Origin of the sequence: Arenimonas sp. (assembly GCF_041913985.1) — a bacterium.
In the GTDB taxonomy this organism is placed as follows: Bacteria; Pseudomonadota; Gammaproteobacteria; order Xanthomonadales; family Xanthomonadaceae; genus Arenimonas.
Map to the genome: position 1 here is coordinate 1 of NZ_JAYSEG010000044.1, position 19713 is coordinate 19713.

22 protein-coding genes are annotated in these 19713 nt (G+C 71.6%); 15 read left to right on the plus strand and 7 right to left on the minus strand.

Annotated features, from left to right (window positions below; all coding sequences use genetic code 11):
- Positions 1-377 precede the first annotated feature (377 nt).
- Positions 378-836, plus strand: coding sequence for a DUF192 domain-containing protein (locus ACE3Q2_RS12370; protein ID WP_374474319.1), 459 nt, complete (start codon positions 378-380; stop codon positions 834-836).
- Positions 837-867: 31 nt separating this feature from the next.
- Complete coding sequence (locus tag ACE3Q2_RS12375; protein WP_374474320.1) at positions 868-1713, plus strand: SirB1 family protein; 846 nt, start codon at positions 868-870, stop codon at positions 1711-1713.
- A gap of 9 nt (positions 1714-1722) precedes the next feature.
- Here the strand turns inward: ACE3Q2_RS12375 and ACE3Q2_RS12380 are convergent, their stop codons facing one another.
- Positions 1723-1917 carry a rubredoxin gene (locus tag ACE3Q2_RS12380; protein ID WP_374474322.1) on the minus strand — a complete coding sequence of 65 codons (195 nt, stop codon included), beginning with the start codon at positions 1915-1917 and terminating at the stop codon, positions 1723-1725.
- Positions 1918-1975: 58 nt separating this feature from the next.
- Here ACE3Q2_RS12380 and thiE point away from each other — a divergent pair, with 58 nt between their 5' ends.
- Genes thiE through ACE3Q2_RS12405 form a run of 5 tightly spaced genes read left to right on the plus strand, consistent with a single transcriptional unit; the run spans position 1976 to position 6516 of the window.
- Positions 1976-2611 (plus strand): thiamine phosphate synthase, encoded by a 636-nt coding sequence (gene thiE / locus ACE3Q2_RS12385; RefSeq protein WP_374474323.1) that lies wholly within the window; start codon positions 1976-1978, stop codon positions 2609-2611.
- Positions 2612-2626: 15 nt separating this feature from the next.
- Positions 2627-3919, plus strand: a complete 1293-nt coding sequence (hemL, locus tag ACE3Q2_RS12390) for a glutamate-1-semialdehyde 2,1-aminomutase (protein ID WP_374474324.1) — start codon at positions 2627-2629, stop codon at positions 3917-3919.
- Positions 3916-4548, plus strand: coding sequence for an HAD-IA family hydrolase (locus ACE3Q2_RS12395; protein ID WP_374474325.1), 633 nt, complete (start codon positions 3916-3918; stop codon positions 4546-4548). The genes hemL and ACE3Q2_RS12395 overlap by 4 nt, the downstream gene beginning before the upstream one ends.
- Positions 4535-5668, plus strand: coding sequence for a PLP-dependent aspartate aminotransferase family protein (locus tag ACE3Q2_RS12400; protein WP_374474326.1), 1134 nt, complete (start codon positions 4535-4537; stop codon positions 5666-5668). The genes ACE3Q2_RS12395 and ACE3Q2_RS12400 overlap by 14 nt, the downstream gene beginning before the upstream one ends.
- Positions 5665-6516, plus strand: a complete 852-nt coding sequence (locus tag ACE3Q2_RS12405; RefSeq protein ID WP_374474328.1) for an ion transporter — start codon at positions 5665-5667, stop codon at positions 6514-6516. Before ACE3Q2_RS12400 ends, ACE3Q2_RS12405 begins: the two co-directional genes overlap by 4 nt.
- Position 6517: 1 nt before the next feature.
- Here the strand turns inward: ACE3Q2_RS12405 and ACE3Q2_RS12410 are convergent, their stop codons facing one another.
- Positions 6518-6937 carry a VOC family protein gene (locus ACE3Q2_RS12410; protein WP_374474329.1) on the minus strand — a complete coding sequence of 140 codons (420 nt, stop codon included), beginning with the start codon at positions 6935-6937 and terminating at the stop codon, positions 6518-6520.
- Entirely contained in the window at positions 6934-7782 is an 849-nt protein-coding gene (locus ACE3Q2_RS12415; protein WP_374474331.1) for an SDR family oxidoreductase, read from the minus strand. Before ACE3Q2_RS12415 ends, ACE3Q2_RS12410 begins: the two co-directional genes overlap by 4 nt.
- Positions 7783-7851: 69 nt before the next feature.
- Between ACE3Q2_RS12415 and ACE3Q2_RS12420 the strand changes: the two genes are divergently transcribed.
- Positions 7852-9864 carry a VTT domain-containing protein gene (locus tag ACE3Q2_RS12420; RefSeq protein WP_374474332.1) on the plus strand — a complete coding sequence of 671 codons (2013 nt, stop codon included), beginning with the start codon at positions 7852-7854 and terminating at the stop codon, positions 9862-9864.
- 6 nt (positions 9865-9870) lie between these two features.
- Here ACE3Q2_RS12420 and ACE3Q2_RS12425 read toward each other — a convergent pair whose 3' ends face one another.
- From ACE3Q2_RS12425 to ACE3Q2_RS12440, 4 genes are read right to left on the minus strand one after another with little or no spacing between them, the layout of a single operon-like run.
- The gene (locus tag ACE3Q2_RS12425; RefSeq protein ID WP_374474334.1) at positions 9871-10461 is read right to left on the minus strand and encodes an LON peptidase substrate-binding domain-containing protein; all 591 of its coding nucleotides are present in this window, start codon (positions 10459-10461) and stop codon (positions 9871-9873) included.
- A 3-nt stretch (positions 10462-10464) separates the two neighbouring features.
- The gene (mpl, locus tag ACE3Q2_RS12430) at positions 10465-11823 is read right to left on the minus strand and encodes a UDP-N-acetylmuramate:L-alanyl-gamma-D-glutamyl-meso-diaminopimelate ligase (RefSeq protein ID WP_374474335.1); all 1359 of its coding nucleotides are present in this window, start codon (positions 11821-11823) and stop codon (positions 10465-10467) included.
- A 15-nt stretch (positions 11824-11838) separates the two neighbouring features.
- Entirely contained in the window at positions 11839-12375 is a 537-nt protein-coding gene (locus ACE3Q2_RS12435) for a hypothetical protein (RefSeq protein ID WP_374474337.1), read from the minus strand.
- 14 nt (positions 12376-12389) lie between these two features.
- On the minus strand, positions 12390-12968 hold the full coding sequence (locus ACE3Q2_RS12440; RefSeq protein ID WP_043804107.1) for an adenylate kinase: 579 nt from the start codon (positions 12966-12968) through the stop codon (positions 12390-12392).
- Between the two features lie 135 nt (positions 12969-13103).
- On the opposite strand from ACE3Q2_RS12440, the gene ACE3Q2_RS12445 reads away from it, so the two are divergent.
- The 7 genes from ACE3Q2_RS12445 to ACE3Q2_RS12475 all read left to right on the plus strand — a co-directional run.
- Complete coding sequence (locus ACE3Q2_RS12445) at positions 13104-14360, plus strand: 6-phosphofructokinase (protein ID WP_374474338.1); 1257 nt, start codon at positions 13104-13106, stop codon at positions 14358-14360.
- 107 nt (positions 14361-14467) lie between these two features.
- Positions 14468-15544 (plus strand): DUF3617 domain-containing protein, encoded by a 1077-nt coding sequence (locus ACE3Q2_RS12450; RefSeq protein WP_374474339.1) that lies wholly within the window; start codon positions 14468-14470, stop codon positions 15542-15544.
- 4 nt (positions 15545-15548) lie between these two features.
- Positions 15549-16367, plus strand: a complete 819-nt coding sequence (locus ACE3Q2_RS12455) for a D-alanyl-D-alanine carboxypeptidase family protein (protein WP_374474341.1) — start codon at positions 15549-15551, stop codon at positions 16365-16367.
- Positions 16364-17752 (plus strand): hypothetical protein, encoded by a 1389-nt coding sequence (locus tag ACE3Q2_RS12460; RefSeq protein ID WP_374474342.1) that lies wholly within the window; start codon positions 16364-16366, stop codon positions 17750-17752. The genes ACE3Q2_RS12455 and ACE3Q2_RS12460 overlap by 4 nt, the downstream gene beginning before the upstream one ends.
- A 67-nt stretch (positions 17753-17819) precedes the next feature.
- Positions 17820-18392 (plus strand): hypothetical protein, encoded by a 573-nt coding sequence (locus ACE3Q2_RS12465; RefSeq protein ID WP_374474343.1) that lies wholly within the window; start codon positions 17820-17822, stop codon positions 18390-18392.
- A complete protein-coding gene (locus ACE3Q2_RS12470) occupies positions 18389-18886 on the plus strand; it encodes a DUF2846 domain-containing protein (RefSeq protein ID WP_374474345.1) in 498 nt (165 codons plus the stop codon). Before ACE3Q2_RS12465 ends, ACE3Q2_RS12470 begins: the two co-directional genes overlap by 4 nt.
- Positions 18887-19007: 121 nt before the next feature.
- The coding region (locus ACE3Q2_RS12475) for a sodium/proton-translocating pyrophosphatase (RefSeq protein ID WP_374474347.1) at positions 19008-19713 on the plus strand (706 nt) is incomplete at its 3' end.

Here is a 19713-nt window from a genome sequence, read left to right on the forward strand (position 1 = left end):
ATTGACTTAAAGCTCTTGGCTGAACGTCTGCAAGAAATGGACTCATCCATCCCCTGCAGGCGCCCGCACAAATTTCCTGCGCACACTGTCAAAGATCAATCACTTGCGAGGTCTTTTGAACCCCGCTCCTCATGGCGTTTCGCCCGAGGGAGCCGCACATTATACGGCAGTTTTGGAGGACGTCAACACCTCGTTTCGTCCTTTTTTCACCCCCGCCGGCGGCTTGGCCGTCGAGGGGCGCGAACTATAGCCGGGCCTTCCGGAATTGGGAAGGGGGGGCGGCCGCATTCGTTAGGCCACCCGCCGCCAGCGACTCGCGCCTTGACACTGTACGTGGGCATGCACGAACGTCCTTTCAAGCCTTTCCGGAGATCCAAATGCGCCCTTCTATCGCCCCGCTGGCGCTGCTCGCGCTGTCGCCCCTGGCCAGTTGCGCGTCCGGCGGCCAGCCCTGGGTCGAGATCAAGGGGCAACGGTTCACGGTGGAAGTCGCCGACGACCACGACGAACGCGCCCGCGGCCTGATGTTCCGTGACCAGCTGGCGGACGGCAGCGGCATGCTCTTCGTGCACGACGCCGAGCGCCCGCTGGCCTATTGGATGAAGAACACCCGCATCCCGCTCGACATCTTCTACTTCGACGCCTCGCGCAAGCTGGTGTCGGTGTCGCGCGGCGTGCCTGCCTGCTCGCTGGGCGACCGCTGCCCGCCGTATCCCAGCGACGGTCCGGCCCAGTACGTGCTCGAACTCAATGCCGGGCAGGCCAACGCGCTGGGCGTGGCGCCGGGCGACGCCATCACCTTCGGCCCCGGCATCCCGGAGCGCGGCGCACCTTGATTCAAGCGGCGAAGGGGACCACATTGCAGGCATGCACTCCCCACACGCCCTCCCCGACTGGAACGCGCTGGCCACGCTCGGCGACGACGAGCTGCCGCTGCTCGACACCGCGCTGCTGATCGCGCGCGACGAGTACCCCGACCTCGACCCCGCCGGCTATTCCGCGCAGGTCGACACCTACGCCGACGCGCTGCGCCCGCAGCTGGAAGGCGACGTCGACCTGCCCGCGCGCCTCACCGCGATCAACCGCTACCTGTTCGAGGAAATCGGTTTCGCCGGCAACAACCAGCAGTACGACGACCCGCGCAACAGCTACCTCAACCAGGTGGTCGACCGGAAGCTGGGCATCCCCATCTCGCTGGCGGTGATCCAGATCGAAGTCACCCGCCGCCTGGGCATGCCGCTCGACGGCGTGTCGTTCCCGGGCCATTTCCTGGTGCGGCTGCCGGTGGACGACGGCATCCTCGTGCTCGACCCCTTCAACAAGGGCCGGCCGGTGAGCGCCGAGGAACTGCGTGAGCGCGCTTCACCGCACCTCGGCGGGCAGCCGCCGGACGACCAGCAGCTGCTGCAGATCCTGGCGCCCGCCACGCACCGCATGATCCTGATGCGCATGCTGCGCAACCTGAAGGGCCTGTACCTAGAGCGCGGCGACTGGGAGCGCGTGGCGCGCAGCGCCGACCGCCTGCTCAAGCTTTCGCCCGACACCGCCGAGGCGCATCGCGACCGCGGCCTGGCTTATCGCGAGCTGGGTTACGCGAAGGGCGCGCGCGAAGACCTGGCGCGCTACCTGCAGCTGCTGCCGGAGGCCGACGACGTCGAATCGGTGCGCTCGGCGCTGATCGACCTCAGCGGCGCACCCTCGCGCCTGAACTGAACCGAGGGCTCAGCCCGCGGGCACCATCTCGAAGTCGTCCTTGGTGACGCCGCAGTCGGGGCACACCCAGGTGTCCGGGATGTCTTCCCAGCGGGTACCCGGCGCGATGCCCTCGTCGGGCAGGCCGTCGGCCTCGTTGTAGATGAACCCACAGACCACGCACATCCAGGTGCGGTAGGCGGTGGCGGCTTCGCTGGTGCTCATTTCGGTCTCGCAGTCTCGGGAACGGCTACCATTCTCGCATCTGGACGGTCGCGCCGAAATGAACGCCCCCACCCCCTGGCCGCCGCGCGGCCTGTACCTGATCACCCCCGACGAGCCCGACACCACGCGGCTGCTGGCGCGCCTGCGCCCCGCGCTGGCCGAAGGCCCCGCCCTGCTGCAGTACCGGAACAAGGCCGCCAGCCCGGCCCTCCGCTGCGAACAGGCGCAGGCCGTGCTGGTGCTGTGCCGGGAAGCCGGGATTCCGCTGGTGGTGAACGACGACTGGCGGCTGGCGCTCGACATCGGCGCCGAGGCTGCCCACCTGGGCGGCGACGACGGCGACCTGGCCGAAGCCCGGGCCGCGGCGCCCGGCCTGCGCCTGGGCGCCTCCTGCTACGACGACCTGGCCCGCGCCCGGGAAGCCGCCGCCGCCGGCGCCGACTACGTCGCCTTCGGCGCCTTCTTCCCCTCGGGAACCAAGCCGCTGGCCCGCCGCGCCCACCCCGGCCTGCTGCGCGACAGCGCCGGCCTCGGCCTTCCCCGGGTGGCCATCGGCGGCATCACCCCGGACAATGCCCGTGGCCTGGTCGCCGCCGGCGCCGATTTCCTGGCCGTCATCGCCGGCGTTTTCGCCGCCGACGACCCGGCCGCCGCCGTGCGCGCCTACCGCCGCGCCTTTGAACCCCTTCCGTAACGAGACTCCAGCCGAATGAACACCGCCACCAGCCACGACCTCTTCACCCGCGCCCTCGACCTGATGCCGGGCGGCGTCAATTCGCCGGTGCGCGCCTTCAAGTCGGTCGGCGGCGAGCCGTTCTTCGCGGCCAAGGCCGAAGGCGCCTACCTCATCGACGTGGACGGCAACCGCTACGTCGACTACATCGGCAGCTGGGGCCCGATGATCGCCGGCCACGCGCACCCGCAGGTGCTCGACGCGGTGGCGCGCACGATGCGCAACGGCCTGAGCTTCGGCGTACCCAACGCGCTCGAGGTGACAATGGCCGAAACCGTGCGCAGGCTGGTGCCGTCCATGCAGATGATGCGCATGGTGAATTCGGGCACCGAGGCCACGCTGTCGGCCATCCGCCTCGCCCGCGGCGCCACCGGCCGTACCCGCATCGTCAAGTTCGAGGGCTGCTACCACGGCCACGGCGACAGCTTCCTGGTGAAGGCCGGCTCCGGCGCGCTCACCTTCGGCCTGCCCAACTCCCCGGGCGTGCCCAAGGCCCTGGCCGACCTCACGCTCACCCTGCCCTACAACGATTTCGAAGCCGCCACGAAGCTGTTCGACGAAGTCGGCGGCGAGATCGCCGGCGTGATCGTCGAGCCCATCGTCGGCAACGCCAACTGCATCCTGCCGCGCGAAGGCTACCTGCAGCACCTGCGCGAGCTGTGCACGAAGCACGGCGCCATCCTGATCTTCGACGAGGTGATGACCGGCTTCCGCGTGGCGCTCGGCGGCGCGCAGGCGCGCTACGGCGTCACGCCCGACCTGAGCACCTTCGGCAAGATCATCGGCGGCGGCATGCCGGTGGGTGCCTATGGCGGCCGCGCCGACCTGATGCGCCAGGTGGCACCGGCCGGCCCGATCTACCAGGCCGGCACGCTCAGCGGCAACCCCGTGGCCATGGCCGCGGGCCTGGCCACGCTGGAGCTGATCCAGGCACCGGGCTTCTATGAGCGCCTCGAACAGAACACCCACAAGCTCTGCGACGGCCTGGAGGCCGCTGCGCGCGAGGCCGGCGTGGCGGTCACCACCACCCGCAGCTGCGCCATGTTCGGCCTGTTCTTCACCGACAGGCAGGTCGAAACCTTCGCCGACGCGGTGGCCTGCGACACCGCCGCCTTCAACCGCTTCTTCCACGCCATGCTCAAGCGCGGCGTGTATTTCGCACCCTCGGCCTTCGAAGCCGGCTTCCTGTCGTCGGCACACGGCGAGGCCGAGCTGGCGCACACGCTCGAAGCCGCGCGCGAGGCCTTCCGCGAGGCCCGCGCGGGGTGAGGCGCCCGGCGCTGGTGCTGTTCGACCTGGACGGCGTGCTGGCGCACTACGACCACGCGCCGCGCCTGCGCGTGCTGGCCGAACGCACCGGCGCGACGCCGGCGGCCGTGAACGAGGCCCTGTTCGAATCGGGCCTCGAACGCTCGGCCGACCTCGGCCAGGTCGACACCGATGGCGTGCTGGAAGAATTGTCGCGCCGGCTCGGCGTGGCCGTTTCGCTGGACGACTGCCTGGCCGCCCGCGCCGCCGCCATGCAGGCCAACGCCGCCGTGCTCGCACTGGCCGACGCCGCGTCGCGCCACGCCCGCCTCGCCATCCTCACCAACAACGGCCTGATGCTGCGCGACCATCTGGCCGCGCTGTGCCCGCCGCTGGCGCCGCTGTTCGGCGACCGGGTGTTCTGCTCGGCGCAGTTCGGCCTGGCCAAACCCGAGCCCGAGCTGTTCCGCCGCTGCCTGGCCGAGCTCGGCGTGGCGCCGGCGCAGGCCCTGTTCTTCGACGACAAACCCGACAACGCCAAGGGCGCGCGCCGCGCCGGGCTGTTCGCGCACACTTACCGCGACGTCCCCGGACTGCGCGCCCACCTTGCCGGATACGAACTGCTGGAGCCCCGCCATGACCCGCATTGAAACCCTGGCCGTGCACGCCGGCGGCGAACCCGACGCCGCCACCGGCGCGGTGTCGCCGCCCATCCACCTGGCCACCACCTTCCGCCACGGCCCGGCCGGCGAGCGCGCCGCGGGCTACGAGTACCAGCGCGAATCCAACCCCACCCAGGACCGCCTGGAAGCCGCGCTGGCCGCGCTCGAAGGCGGCGAAGCGGCGCTGGCCTTCGGCTCGGGCATGGCGGCCATGGCGGCGGCGCTGGAGTCGCTGCCCAACGGCGCGCACGTGCTGATCCCGTCGGACTGCTACACCGGCCTGCGGGTGCTGGGCGCCGAGTTCCTGCCCCAGCGCGGCATCACCACCACGGCGGTGGACATGGGCGACCTGGCCGCGGTGCGCGCGGCGCTTCGCCCGGATACCCGGATGATCTGGGCCGAAACGCCTTCGAACCCCCAGCTGCGCGTGGCCGACATCGCCGCGCTGGCCGGCATCGCCCACGGCCACGGCGCCCTGCTGGCCTGCGACAACACCTTCGCCACGCCGGTGCTGCAGCGCCCGCTGGCCCTGGGCGCCGACCTGGTGATGCATTCGACCACCAAGTACTTCGGCGGCCACAGCGACGTGATGGGTGGCGCGCTGGTGTTCGCGCGCCGCGACGCCTTCCACGACACCGTCTTCCACCGCCGCCACCTCACGGGCGCCATCCTGGCGCCCTTCAGCGCCTGGCTGATCCTGCGCGGCTGCCGTTCGCTGCCGGCGCGCATGGCCTGGCACTGCCGCAACGCCCGCGCGCTGGCGGAGATGCTGGCCGCGCACCCGGCGGTCGCGGCCGTGCACTACCCGGGCCTGGCCACGCATCCGGGCCACGACGTCGCCGCCCGGCAGATGTCCGATTTCGGCGGCATGCTCAGCCTGCGCGTGAAGGGTGGCCGGGCGGCGGCGCTGCGCGTGGCCGGCGCGCTGAAGCTGGCCATCAACGCCACCTCGCTGGGCGGGCCGGAAACCCTGGTCGAGCACCGCGCCTCGATCGAGGGCGCCAACGCGCTCAGCCCCGACGACCTGTTGCGCGTGTCGGTGGGCCTGGAGGCCGCGGAAGACCTGCTGGCCGACTTCCGCCAGGCGCTGGACGCGGCGGTCGCATGACGCCCACCCGCTTCGCCGGCAAGGACTTCGGCCCAGCCAGCGAGCACGGCTGGCGCGCGCGCTGGTTCGACATCATCTTCCGCCACGACGCCGGCGCGCCGCGCCGCTTCGACCTGATCCTGATCGGCGCCATCGTCGCCAGCGTGTTCGTGGTGATCCTCGACTCCGAAGCCGAGCTGCACGCCCGCTGGGCTCGTTGGTTCTACATCGCCGAGTGGGGCTTCACCCTGCTGTTCACGGTGGAATACGCGGTGCGCCTGGCGGTGGTGCGCAACCCGCTGCGCTATGCGCTGAGCTTCTACGGCATCGTCGACCTGCTCTCGATCCTGCCCACCTACCTGTCGCTGTTCCTGCCCGGCAGCCAGGCGCTGCTGGTGGTGCGCATCCTGCGAATCCTGCGCATCTTCCGCGTGCTCAAGCTGATGCAGTACACCGAGGCCAGCGGCGCGCTGCTGTCGGCGCTTTACCGCTCGCGGCGGAAGATCGCGGTGTTCCTGATGGCGGTGCTGACGCTGGTGGTGGTGTTCGGCGCGGCCATGTACGTGGTGGAAGGGCCGGAAAACGGCTTCACTTCCATCCCGGTGTCGATGTACTGGGCCATCGTGACCATGGCCACCGTGGGTTTCGGCGACATCGCGCCGGTGACGGCGCTGGGCCGCTTCATCACCTCGGTGCTCATCCTGATCGGCTACGGCATCATCGCCGTGCCCACCGGCATCTACACCGCCGAGCTGGCGGCCGGGCTGCGCGAGCACCGCAAGGTGGCCTGCGAAGGCTGCAGGCTCGCCGAACACGAACCCGATGCAGCGCACTGCCGCCGCTGCGGCGCGGAGTTGCCGGCGCCCTGATTCACCAGGCGCCGGTGTTGGGCATCGACGCCCAGGGCTCGGCCGGCGGCAGCGCCTCGCCCTTCTGCAGCAGCTCGATGGAAATCTGGTCGGGCGAGCGCACGAAGGCCATGCGGCCGTCGCGCGGCGGGCGGTTCACCACCACCCCATGGGCCTGCAGCCGCTCGCAGGCGGCGTAGATGTCGTCCACCTCGAAGGCCAGGTGGCCGAAGTTGCGGGCGCCGCCGTAGTCCTCGTCGTCGTAGTTGTAGGTGAGCTCCACCTCGACGTCGGGGTTCGCGGGCGCGGCCAGGTACAGCAGGGTGAAGCGGCCCTGCGGGTAGTCGCGGCGGCGGGTTTCCACCAGCCCGAGGGCGTCGCGGTAGAAGCGCAGCGAAGCGTCCAGGTCGCGGACGCGCACCATGGCGTGCAGGTATTTCATCGGCGCAGGGCCTCCATCAGTTCGGGGTCGTCCAGGAACAGGTCCGGCAGCAACGGCTGGGACGGGTCCACGGCATAGCGGCTGAAGTCGGTGACACCGGCTTCGCGCAGCACCGCTTCGTCCACCAGGAATTGGCCGGCGAATCCTGCCGCGGGGCGGGTGAGCACGGCGTGGGCGGCGTCGGCCATGATCTCCGGCGTGCGGCACTTGGCCGGCTCGGTGCCCGGGATCATCTTCAGCGCGTCGGTGGCGATGACGGTGCGCGGCCACAGCGCGTTCACCGCCACGCCGCGCGAGCCGAATTCGGCCGCCAGCCCCAGCGTGACGAAGCTCATGCCCATCTTCGCCAGCGTGTAGCCGGTGTGCGGGCCCCACCACTTCGGGTCCAGGTTGGGCGGCGGCGCCAGCGTGAGGATGTGCGGGTTGGCCGCCTTGAGCAGGTGCGGCAGGCAGGCCTGGGCGCACAGAAAGCTGCCGCGGCTGTTGACCTGCTGCATCAGGTCGAAGCGCTTCATCGGCGTTTCCAGCGCGCCCTGCAGCCAGATGGCGCTGGCGTTGTTGACCAGGACGTCGATGCCGCCGAAGCGCTCCACGGTGGCTGCCACCGCGGCCTGCACCTGGTCTTCCTCGCGGATGTCGCACTGCAGGGCCAGGCCCTGGCCGCCCGCTTCGGTGACGGCGGCCGCGGCCGTGTGGATGGTGCCGGGCAGCTTGGGATTGGGCACGCCGGACTTGGCGGCGATGGCCACGTTGGCGCCGTCGCGCGCCGCGCGCAGGGCGATGGCCAGGCCGATGCCGCGCGAGGCACCGGTGATGAAGAGGGTCTTGCCGCGCAGTGTGGACATGGGGTTCTCCCGGACTCTGGACTTAAGTGTAAACCGGGCGCCCTGATGGCCAGCCTATAATCCCACCCCATGGATTCCGCCCGGCTCGAAGCGCTCGTCGCCTGGATCGCCCAGAACCCGCTTGCCGCGGGCCTGGTGATCTTCCTGATCGCCTTCGGCGACGCGCTGGTGATCGTCGGCGTGGCCATCCCCGCCGTGCCGCTGCTGTTCGCGGTGGGCACGCTGGTGGGCCTGGGCCATGTGGACGGAGGTTACGCGCTGGCCTGCGCCACCCTGGGCGCCTTCGCCGGCGACGGCATCAGCTACTGGGTAGGCCACCGCTATGGCCCGCAGCTGCGCCAGCGTTGGCCCTTCCACAAGCATCCGCAATGGCTCGAGCGCGGCGAAGTCACCTTCCGCCGCCACGGCATGAAGAGCATCGTGATGGCGCGCTACGTCGGCGCCATCCGTCCCTTCGTGCCGGCCATCGCCGGCATGCTGAAGATGAAGCTGCGCCAGTACGTGCCCGCCAGCGCGTTCGCGGCGGCGGTGTGGTCGGCCACGTTCCTGGCGCCGGGCTGGGTGTTCGGCACCTCGCTCGACCTGGTGGCCGCGGTGGCCGGGCGCCTGGCCATCGTGCTGGCCGTGGTGCTGGTGCTGGTGGCGGGCATCTGGGCCACGGTGTTCTACACCTGGCGCTGGCTGGGCGCGCATGCCACCGAGCTGCTCGAGCGCGCGCTGGCCTGGTCGCACCGTCATCCCGTGCTGGGCCGCTATTCGGAAGCGCTGATCGACCCGAACCGCCCGGAATCGGCCTCGCTGGCGCTGCTGGCCATCGTGCTGGGCCTGGCCGGCTGGGGGTTTTTCCACATCCTGATCTCGGTGGGCGGCGGCAGCGCGCCCTCGCAGCTCGACCTCACCGTGCACCAGCTGATGTTCGGCCTGCGCAACCCGCTGGCCGACATCCCCATGGCCTTCCTGGCCACGCTGGGCGACGCCGCGGTGCTCACCCCGGCGGTGCTGGGCGTGTTCGCGTGGCTGATGTGGCGCCGGCGCCGCGTCGCGGCCTGGCACTGGCTGGCGGCGCCGGGATTCGCGCTGGTGCTCACCTGGTTCCTGGGCTACCTGCTGGACATGCCCAAGCCGCCGGCCTCCACCGCGGTGTTCGGCTTCAGCTTCCCCTCGGCCTCGGTCACGCTGGCCACGGTGGTGTACGGCTTCTTCGCGGTGCTGATCGCGCGCGAGCTGCCGGGCCGCAACCGCGCCTGGCCCTACGTGGTGGCCGGCCTGGTGGTGGCGCTGCTGGGCTTCTCGCGCCTGTACCTGGGCGCGCACTGGCTCAGCGACGTGCTGGCCGGCACCCTGCTCGGCCTGCTGTGGATCGCGGCGCTCGGCATCGCCTACCGCCGGCGCGTGGTGCGCTCGTTCTGGGTGCGCCCCACCGCCACGGTGTTCTTCGTGGCCATCCTGGCCATGGCCACCTGGCACGGCAGCCGCAGCGCCGACGAAATGCTGCTGCGCTTCCAGCCGCCGATGGCGGGCGCGCCGGTGGCCATGGACGCCTGGTGGCGCGACGACTGGCAGGAAAGCCTGCCGGCGCGCCGCAACGAACTGCACGGCCGTGACGCCTGGCCGCTGAACGTGCAGCTGGCCGGCCCGCTCGACTCGCTGCGCGCGCGCCTGCTGCTGTCGGGCTGGGAAAACTACGCCACCGGCGGCTGGTACGGCCTGCTGCAGACGCTCGACAAGGACGTGACGCCGCACGAACTGCCGGTTCTCTCGGCCACCCACCAGGGCCGCGGCGAAGTGCTGGTGATGGCGCGCCGCGACGACGCCGCCGGCCGCATCCGCGTGCTGCGCCTGTGGGCCAGCCCGGTGCTGCTGCAGCCCGGCGACCAGCCGCTGTGGATCGGCACGGTGCAAGACCTTGAATTCACCCGCCGGCTGGATTTCTTCAGCTACTGGCGCGCGCTGCCCGGCGAGGACGCGCTGCTCGACGGCCTGCGCCACGACGTGGGCGAAATGGAATCGGCGCTCGACGCGCGCCGCGACGACGGCCAGCGCGTGCTGCGCCTGCGTTCGCCGGAAGCCCCGGCGGGCTGAGCCCGCCTACTCGGGCTGGAAGTCGGGCAACCGCTCGACCAGCTGCTGCAGGCGCGCGTGCGGGTCGTCGAGCTGCAGCAGCGCCTGGCGCTCGGCCGGCGCCAGCGGCAGCCATTCGGCCAGGCGCCAGCCCACCCAGGCCGCATCGGCCAGCGAACCCTTGCCCGGGCCTTCGTGCTCCACGCCGGCCTTGTCCATGATGCGCGCCAGCAGCACCGAGAGCAGCGCGTGTTCGTCGCGCAGCGGTTCCACCCCAGGCTCTTCCAGCCAGCGCACGTCGGCGACGATCAGGCCGTCGTCGCGCACCCGCGTGCGTTCGACGTGGAAACGGCGGCGGCCTTCCACCGTCAGGCCCAGCAGGCCGTCCTCGGTCATGGCGAAGTCGACGATGGCGGCCTCGGTGCCCACCGCCGCCGGGATGGCCGGCTCGCCGACTTCGCGCCCCGCCAGGATCAGGCAGATGCCGAAGCCCTCGCCGCTGCGGCCGCAGCGCTTGACCAGGTCGAGGTAGCGCGGCTCGAAGATGCGCAGGCCCAGCCCGCCGCCCGGGAACAGCACCTGGCCGAGCGGAAACAGCGGCAGCTCCGCCAGCGCCACGGCTCAGCCCGCCAGCTGCGCCAGGAAGCGGCGCGGCGCGCCGTCGAAGCCGCCGTTGGACATGAACACCACGTGGTCGCCGGCGCGGCAGCGGCGGCCCAGCGCGGCCAGCAGCGCGTCGGCGTCGGGCACGGTTTGCCCTTCGCCGCGCAGCGCGCCCACCACCTTGCCCGCGTCCCAAGCCAGTTCGGGGCGGTGCAGGAAGACGACGGCGTCGGCCTGGTCGAGCGACGGCGCGATCTGCGCGGCATGCGCGCCCAGGCGCATGGAATTGCTGCGCGGCTCCATCGCGACCACGATGCGCGCCGCGCCCACGCGGGCCCGCAGGCCTTCGAGCGTGGTGCGGATGGCGGTGGGGTGGTGGGCGAAGTCGTCGTACACGGTGATGCCGCCGCGCTCGCCCAGCACTTCCAGCCGGCGCTTCACGCTCACGAAGTCCGACAGCGCCGGGATGGCGCGCGCGAGGTCGGCGCCCACCGCGTTGGCGGCGGCGATGGCGGCCAGGCCGTTCATCACGTTGTGCCGGCCCACCAGCGGCCAGCGCACCGTGCCCACCACGACGCCACGGTGCAGCACGTCGAAGTGCGTGCCGTCGGCGGTGTGCAGGCGCGCGGTCCAGTCGAAGCCGCCGTCGAGGCCGAAGGTTTCCACCGGCGTCCAGCAGCCCATGGCCAGCACTTCGGCCAGCGCCGCGTCCTCGCCGTTGACGATGAGCCGCCCGCGGCCCGGCACGATGCGCACCAGGTGGTGGAACTGGCGCTGGATGGCGGCCAGGTCGGGGAAGATGTCGGCGTGGTCGTACTCGAGGTTGTTGAGGATGGCCACGGTGGGCCGGTAGTGCACGAACTTGCTGCGTTTGTCGAAGAAGGCGGTGTCGTATTCGTCGGCCTCGACCACGAATTCGCGGCCCGTGCCAAGCCGCGCCGAGACGCCGAAGTTCTCCGGCACGCCGCCCACCAGGAAACCCGGATCGCGGCCGGCGGCGTCGAGCAGCCAGGCCAGGATGGAGGTGGTGGTGGTCTTGCCGTGGGTGCCGGCCACCGCCAGCGTTTCGCGGCCGGGCAGCACGTTTTCGCTCAGCCACTGCGCGCCCGAGGTGTAGCGCAGGCCGGCGTCGAGCACGTGCTCCACCGCCGGGTTGCCGCGCGAGAGCGCGTTGCCCACCACCACCTGGTCGGTGCCGGCGGCGATGTGCGCGGCCGCGTAGCCCGAATGCAGGCCGATGCCCAGCTGCCCGAGCTGGGTGGACATGGGCGGGTAGACGTTCTGGTCGCTGCCGTCGACCGCGTGGCCGAGTTCGCGCGCGAGGGCGGCCACGCCGCCCATGAAGGTGCCGCAGATGCCGAGGATGTGCAGTTTCATGGTCTCAGGATGTCATCAAGCCGCGGCCGCGGGAACCGGCGGCGCCAGCCAAAGCAGCAGCATCAGTTCCAGCAGCACCAGCGCGATCGCCAGCGCCAGCGCCTGGCCGCGGCGGATGTCGAGCGCCTGCCGCCAGATGCTGGCCTCGACCCGCAGTTTCCACACGAACAACGCCAGCGCCGCCAGGCCCGGCAGCATCGCGCTGGCGGGCGGCTGCTCCACGTCCACGTAAGGCCGCAGGGCCAGCGCCGCCGGCAGCATGGCCAGGGTGAACAGCAGGCCGCTGCCGGCCAGGGCCAGCAGCGTCTGCACCGCCCGGTTTTCGAGCCCACGCAGCCTGAGCAGGCCCTGGGTGACGCCGAACAGCATGAAGGCCGTTACCGCCACCCGCGCGGCCAGTTGCAGTGGCGGCGCCTCGGAGGTGGCGCCCATGGCCAGCTGCAGCGCCATCAGCGCCACGGCGTAGCCGGCGACGGCCGGCGGCGAATACGGCAGGTCCTGCGGCCCGCGCCGCAGGAGGCAGAGTTCGAACAGGGGGCGCAGCAGCGCCACCACCGCGGGCGGGCTCAGCCCACTTCGGGCGTGGGCGCCAGGGCTTCCAGGATGCGCTGGAACACCTCGTCCATCGCGCCGACGCCATTGAGGCAGGCCAGGCGACCGGCGTTGCGGTAGTAGTCCACCACGGGCGCGGTGGCCTCGTTGTAGACCTTCAGGCGGTTGCGAACGGCTTCCGGGCTGTCGTCGGCGCGGCCTTCGACCTGGGCGCGGCCGGCCAGGCGCGAAATGAGCAGCTCGGTGTCGACGTCGAGCTGGATGGCGATGTCCATCGGCTGGTGCAGCTTCTTCAGCAGGGCGTCGAGCGCATTGGCCTGGGCCAGGTTGCGCGGGTAGCCGTCGAGGATGAAGCCGTTGCCGGTGTCGCCGGCGGTCAGGCGTTCTTCGAGCATGCCCAGCACGATCTCGTCGGACACCAGGCCACCGGCCTCCATCACCGCCTTGGCCTGCAGGCCCAGCGGGGTGCCGGCCTTCACGGCGGCGCGCAGCAGGTCGCCGGTGGAGATGTGCGGCACCTGCAGGTGCTCGCGCAGCCTGGCGGCCTGCGTGCCCTTGCCCGAACCGGGCGCGCCGAGAAGTACCAGTCGCATGCTTCAAACCCCTGTAAACAAGGACGCACGGCGCCGTCTTAACCCCTTTTGGCTATAGTGGGGCCGCCGACAGGCCGTGCGGACATGGAAACGCTACTGGCCGAGGCGGCTCAAGTCAATGAAAGGCAGGAAAACATGGGCAAGGGAACGCTCCTTTACGCGCAGTCCGGCGGGGTCACCGCCGTCATCAACGCCACCGCCGGGGCCGTCATCCAGGCCGCCCGGGCCCGCAAGGTCAAGGTCCTGGCCGCCCGCAACGGCATCCTCGGCGCCCTGCGCGAGGACCTGGTGGACACCTCGAAGGAATCGGCCGCGGCCATCCGGGCCCTGGCCCACACCCCCGGCGGCGCCTTCGGCTCCTGCCGCTACAAGCTCAAGTCGCTCGAGGAGGACGCCGCGAAGTACGCGCGCCTGCTCGAGGTGATCAAGGCGCACGACGTGCGCTGGTTCCTCTACAACGGCGGCAACGATTCGGCCGACACCGCGCTCAAGCTCTCGAGGCTGGCCGCGGCCTCCGGCTACCCGCTCACCTGCGTGGGCGTGCCCAAGACCGTGGACAACGACCTGGTGGTGACCGACTGCTGCCCGGGCTTCGGTTCGGCGGCCAAGTACACCGCGGTGTCGGTGGCCGAAGCCGCGCTGGACGTGGAGGCCATGGCCGACACCTCCACCAAGGTCTTCGTCTACGAAGTGATGGGCCGGCACGCCGGCTGGCTGGCCGCCGCCGCGGGCCTGGCCGGCCAGGGCAAGGACGCCGCGCCGCACATCATCCTGTTCCCCGAGGTCGCCTACGACGAATCCGCCTTCCTGGCGAAGGTGAAGTCCGTCGTCGCGCGCGTGGGCCACTGCGTGGTGGTGGTGTCCGAGGGCATCCGCCACGCCGACGGCCGCTTCGTCGCCGACGCCGGCGGCGGCAAGGACGCCTTCGGCCACAGCCAGCTGGGCGGTGTCGGCCCGCTGCTGGCCGCCACGGTGAAAGACAAGCTGGGCCTGAAGGTGCACTGGACCGTGCCCGACTACCTGCAGCGCTCCGCCCGCCACCTGGCCTCGAAGACCGACCTGGCGCACGCCCAGGCCGTGGGCAAGGCCGCGGTGGAGTACGCGCTCAAGGGCCTGAACGGCGTGATGCCGGCCATTGTTCGCCTGGCGGACAAGCCCTACCGCTGGAAGGTGGCGCCGGCGCCGCTGTCGGACATCGCCAACCACGAGAAGAAGATGCCCAAGGGTTTCATCGACGCCTCGGGTTTCGGCATCACCCCGGCCTGCCGCCGCTACCTCGAACCGCTGGTGCGCGGCGAGGCGCCGCCGCCGTACGGGCCGGACGGCCTGCCGAAATACGTTCGTCTCAAGCTGTCAGCCGTGCCGAAGAAGCTTCCCGCCTTCGCTGGCTGAACCGGCCGCGCTGGCTGGCGGGTGCCGGTGACCACCGGCACATCCGCGGGCCGGGCGCGACTGGGAGCATTCACCCCTTCATGTCGCACCGATCCCCGGAGAACCCCGTGAAACCGTATCGCTTCCTCATCGCCCCGGTCCTGGCCCTCGGCCTGCTGGCCACCGGCGCCGCCCTGGCCCAGGCCGGCACCGGCAACCTCTACCGCGTGACCACGAAGATGGAAGTGGACGGCATGCCGATCCAGATGCCGTCGAAGGCGGTCGAGGTGTGCGGCCCGAAGAACCAGGCCAGCGACAAGATGGTGCCGGCCGACGAGAACTGCACCGTCACCGACTTCCGCGTGGTCGGGAACAAGTCCACCTACTCGATGACCTGCCGCGGCGAGAACCCGATGACCGCCACCGGCGAATTCGAGCAGCTCGGCCCCGAGGCCTACCGAGGCAAGATGCGCATGCGCACCGAGGGCGCGGACGGCATGACCATGAACATGTCGTTCGAGGGCAAGAAGATCCGCGACTGCGACCTGGCCACCGAATCGCCCGAGGCCCAGGGCCGCGCCATGCTGGCCAAGACCTGCGGCGAGATGCTGCGCACGCCCGACCCGATGCTCTACCAGCACTTCACCGGCCCGGACGCCATGTGCGCCTCCGACAAGGGCAAGTACTGCAGCGCCATGCTGGCGCAGTCGCTGAACCCGAAGTACATCCGCACCGGCGACTACAACCGCGCCAACATGCCGGCCGGCACCACCAGCTTCTGGGACGCGTTCGCGGCCTGCGGCACCTCGCGCCAGGCCGCCATCGCCAAGGCCTGCCCGATGGCCGAGAAGGCCAAGGACTACGCCTTCCTGACCGACTACTGCCCCGAGCTGGTCGCCAAGGCCTGCGCCGCGGCCGACCCGCTCAAGGACGGCGACTTCATGGTGCAGAGCTGCCCGGTCCAGGCCCAGGCCGCCGCCGCCAAGCACTGCGCCGGCCGTGACTTCACCGCGCTGCGCAGCTCGCCCTACGGCAGCTTCTGCAGCCGCTACGCCGCGGGTTCGCTGCAGCAGCGCAACCAGGGCGCCCCGGGCAACCGCGGCCCGGCCGGCGAGCCGGCGCGCGAGCAGCCCAAGCCCGAGGAAGAGAAGAAGCCGTCCTGGCGCGACCGCCTCAAGTCCGCCCGGGACCTCATCGGCGGCTGAGCCCTTGGCCCGCTGGCTGATCGCGGCGCTGCTGTGCCTGGCTTGCGCCGCCGCGCAGGCCAGCGCGCCCCGCGACGCCTACCCCAGCGTCGCCCGCGCCTATTGGGTGGAAATAGACGGCCGGCCCACCTGGGCCGGCCAGCCCGACCAGCCGCTGCCCATGGCCAGCCTGGCCAAGCTGATGACGGCGCTGCTGCTGGCCGAACACGGCCAGCTCGACGGCACCGTGGTGGTAAGCCGCGGCGCCGCGGCCGCCACCGGCACCCGCCTCGGCCTGCGCGCCGGCGAACGCTTCCGCGCCTCCGACCTGTTCACCGCCATGCTGGTGCGCTCGGCGAACGACGCCTGCCGCGCGCTGGCCGACTGGCGCGGCGGCGATCTGGCCACGTTCGTGGCCATGATGAACACCCGCGCCGCCGAACTGGGCATGCACGACACCACCTTCGCCAACGCCTGCGGCCATGACGCGCCGGGCCAGGCCAGCAGCGTGCGCGACCTGGCGAAGCTCGCGCGCGCGGCGATGGCCGAGCCGCTGATCGCCGCCGACGCGAAGCGCGAGGACTTCGCGTTCAAGAGCCTCGACGGCCGCGCCTTCTCGGTGCGCAGCACCAATGCGCTGCTGGGCCAGTTCCCCGGCGCCATCGGCCTCAAGACCGGCTTCACGCCCGGCGCCGGCCGCTGCCTGATCGCGCTGGCCGAACGCGACGGCCACGAGGTGCTGGCCATCCTGCTGCACGCACCCGACCGCTGGTGGGACACCGTGGCCCTGCTCGAGCTGGCCTTCGACGAAGCCCGCCGCACGCCGGCGCCCGGCGCGCGATGAAGCCGCTGTCGGCGCCCGCCGCGGCGCTGGGCACGCTGGTGCTGCTGGCCGCCGTGGCGCTGGTCTATGCGAACAGCCTGGCCGGCCCTTTCCAGTTCGACGACTACAACATCATCGTCGACAACCCGCAGGTGCACGGGCTGGCCGCGTGGTGGCAGTCGATGCCGGGCATCCGGCCGCTGCTCAAACTCAGTTACGCGCTGAACTGGGCCGCCTCGCCCTCGCCCTGGGGTTTCCATGCGGCGAACCTGGCGGTGCACGCCGCCAACACGCTGCTGGTCTGGGCGCTGGCGCGGCACTGGCTGGCGGCGCTGGCGGCGCCGCGCCTGCCGGCCGACGCGGCCTGGTGGCTGGCGCTGCTGTTCGCGCTGCATCCCGCCACCACCGAGGCGGTGACCTACCTCAGCGGCCGCTCGGTGTCGCTGATGGCGCTGCCCTGGCTGGCTTCGCTGCTGTGTTTCGCGGAAGGCCAGCAACGCGGCCACCGCGCGCTGTCGGCGCTGGCCTCGCCGCTGTTGTTCGCGCTGGCGCTGGGCGTGCGCGAGACGGCGGTGACGCTGCCGGCGGTGCTGTTCCTGTTCGCGTGGTTCGCCGGTGCGTCGCCGCGCGCGGCTTTGCGCGGCCTCGCTCCGCACTTTGCCGTGCTGGCCCTGGCCCTGGTCGCGGCGCTGGCCACCGGCGCCTACGCGCGCTTCCTGCACTACAGCGTCGGCGCGCGCGGCCCGCTGGAGCAGCTGCTGGCGCAAACCGAAGGCCTGCGCTACCTCGCCGGGCAGGCCCTGCTGGTGCTGCCGCCGAACGTGGACCCCGACCTGCACGCGCCCACCGGCCTCACGTCCGCCGGCGCGGCAACGCTGGCCGGGGTGGCGCTGCCCGCGGTGATCGCACTGCTCTCGCGCCGCCGCTGGCCCTGGCTGGGCTTCGGCCTGGCCTGGATGGCGCTGCAGCTGGCGCCGACGAATTCGCTGCTGCCGCGCTTCGACCTGGCCAACGACCGCCATCTCTACCTGGCCCTGCCCGGCCTGGCGCTGCTGCTGGTGGTGCCGCTGCTGCAGGTCGGCTGGCGCCGCCTCGGCCGCGCCGGCCTGCTGGCGCTGGCGCTGTGCATGGGCCTGCAGGCGCAGCGCCGCAACGAAGACTGGCGCAGCGAACTGGCGCTGTGGGAAGCCACCGTGGCGAGGTCGCCCGCCAAGGCGCGGCCCTGGAGCAACCTTGGCTACGCGCGCCAATCCGCCGGCGACCTGGGCGGCGCCGCCGCGGCCTACCGCTGCGCGCTCCGCCTGGACCCCAGCCACCGGCAGGCGGCCTGGAACCTCGCCGCGCTTGACCCGGGCCCCCTGCGGCCGCGCGCCGACGACTGCACGCCGCCCGCGCGGCGTCCATGAGACAAGCTCGCATGTCGCGCCCGGCGACCGCGCTGCTACGGTCGCCCTTTGCCACGCGCCGACGCCCATGAACCGACTCCGATGGATCGCCCTGTCCTGCCTGGCCGCCTCGTGGCTGGCGGGCGACGCCCTGGCCGTCGAAGCCGCGGCGCGAATCCACGTGCCCGCGGGAACCGAGCTGGTGTTCGAGATGGTGGACTCGGTGAACTCGAAGACGAGCCGTCGCGGCGACCGTTTCCCCTTGCGGCTGGTTGAACCCCTTCGCATCGAGGGCCACCTGCTGGTGCCGGCGGGCGCCCTGGCGATGGGCGAAGTCATCCACGCCGACCGCGCCAAGGCCGGCGGCCAGGCGGGGGAACTGATACTCGCGGCGCGCCACCTCGAGTGGGACGGCGCCGTGCTGCCGCTGCGCTCGTTCAACGCCGGCGTCGGCCGCGACCGCGGCAAGCCCGCCCTGGCCGTGGCCGTGGCCGCGGGGCCCGCGGGCTTCCTGGTGCGCGGTGGTGAAGTCGAAATCCCGGCTGGCACGCTGGTCGGCGCAAGGCTCCGGGAGGCGGCCGACTTGCCGGCCGTGCCCGAAGACGCAACACCCGAAACACCCACCACCCAAACCACGACCACCGGGGAATCCACCGAATGACCATGACCACCACGCGCGCCATGCTGCTCGCCCTCGCCCTCTGCTTCGGCTCCGCCGCGTCGGCGCAGGAAGCCGGTACCGACGCCACGACGACCGCGCCCGCGACCGAGGCCACCGAACCGGCCGAGCCGGCTGCGGCCGAAGCCACGCCGCAGACCGGCCGCATCGTCTTCTTCCGCCCGAAGAAGTTCGCTGGCGGCGCCATCAGCTTCAAGGTGCGCGAAGGCGAGGCCGTGCTGGGCAAGCTGTCGAACGGCAGCTTCTTCGTCGCCGACGTCCCGGCCGGCGCACACCAGTACCACGCCCGCTCCGAGGGCAAGGACGACACGCTGGCGCTCGAGGTGGAGCCCGGCGAGACCTACTACGTCGCGGGCACGATCTCGATGGGCGTGTTCGCCGGCCAGGGCAACCTGTCGCCGTCCGACCAGGCGGCCTTCGACGCGGCCAACGCCAAGAAGAAGCTCAAGGACCGCACCGGCGAAAAGGTGGACTGAGCCCCGCCCCGGCGCCACGGACCGGTTCTGTGGCGCCCCCTCCCCGACCTTGCCATACTCGGGCAGGGCGGCCGACCGGCCGCTTACGTTTGTTCACTGTTTGACTCTGGGGAGGGTTGGCATGTTCGAGCAGTACGGTTTGATCATCGCGGTCGCCTGTGCGGCGGTCGCCATTCTTTACGGCATCTTCGTGGCGCGCTGGATCGTGGCGCAGCCCGCCGGCAACGAGCGCATGCAGCAGATCGCGGCGGCGGTGCAGGAAGGCGCGGGCGCCTATCTCAGCCGCCAGTACCGCACCATCGCCCTGGTCGGCGTGGTGCTGTTCCTGGTCATCGGCTTCGTGCCCGGCCTGGGCTGGCCCACGGCCATCGGCTTCGCCATCGGCGCCATCCTGTCGGGAGCGGCCGGCTTCATCGGCATGTTCGTCTCGGTGCGCGCCAACGTGCGCACGGCGCAGGCGGCCACGGTGAGCCTCAACACCGCGCTCAACGTCAGCTTCAAGGGCGGCGCCATCACCGGCATGCTGGTGGTGGGCCTGGGCCTGCTGGGCGTGGCCGGCTACTTCTGGTTCGTGATGGGCGGCGCCGTGCCGACCGCCGAAACCGTGCAGGCGGCCATGCAGCCGATGATCGGCCTGGCCTTCGGCAGCTCGCTCATTTCCATCTTCGCGCGCCTGGGCGGCGGCATCTTCACCAAGGGCGCCGACGTGGGCGCCGACCTGGTGGGCAAGGTGGAAGCCGGCATCCCCGAGGACGACCCGCGCAACCCCGCCGTGATCGCCGACAACGTGGGCGACAACGTCGGCGACTGCGCCGGCATGGCGGCCG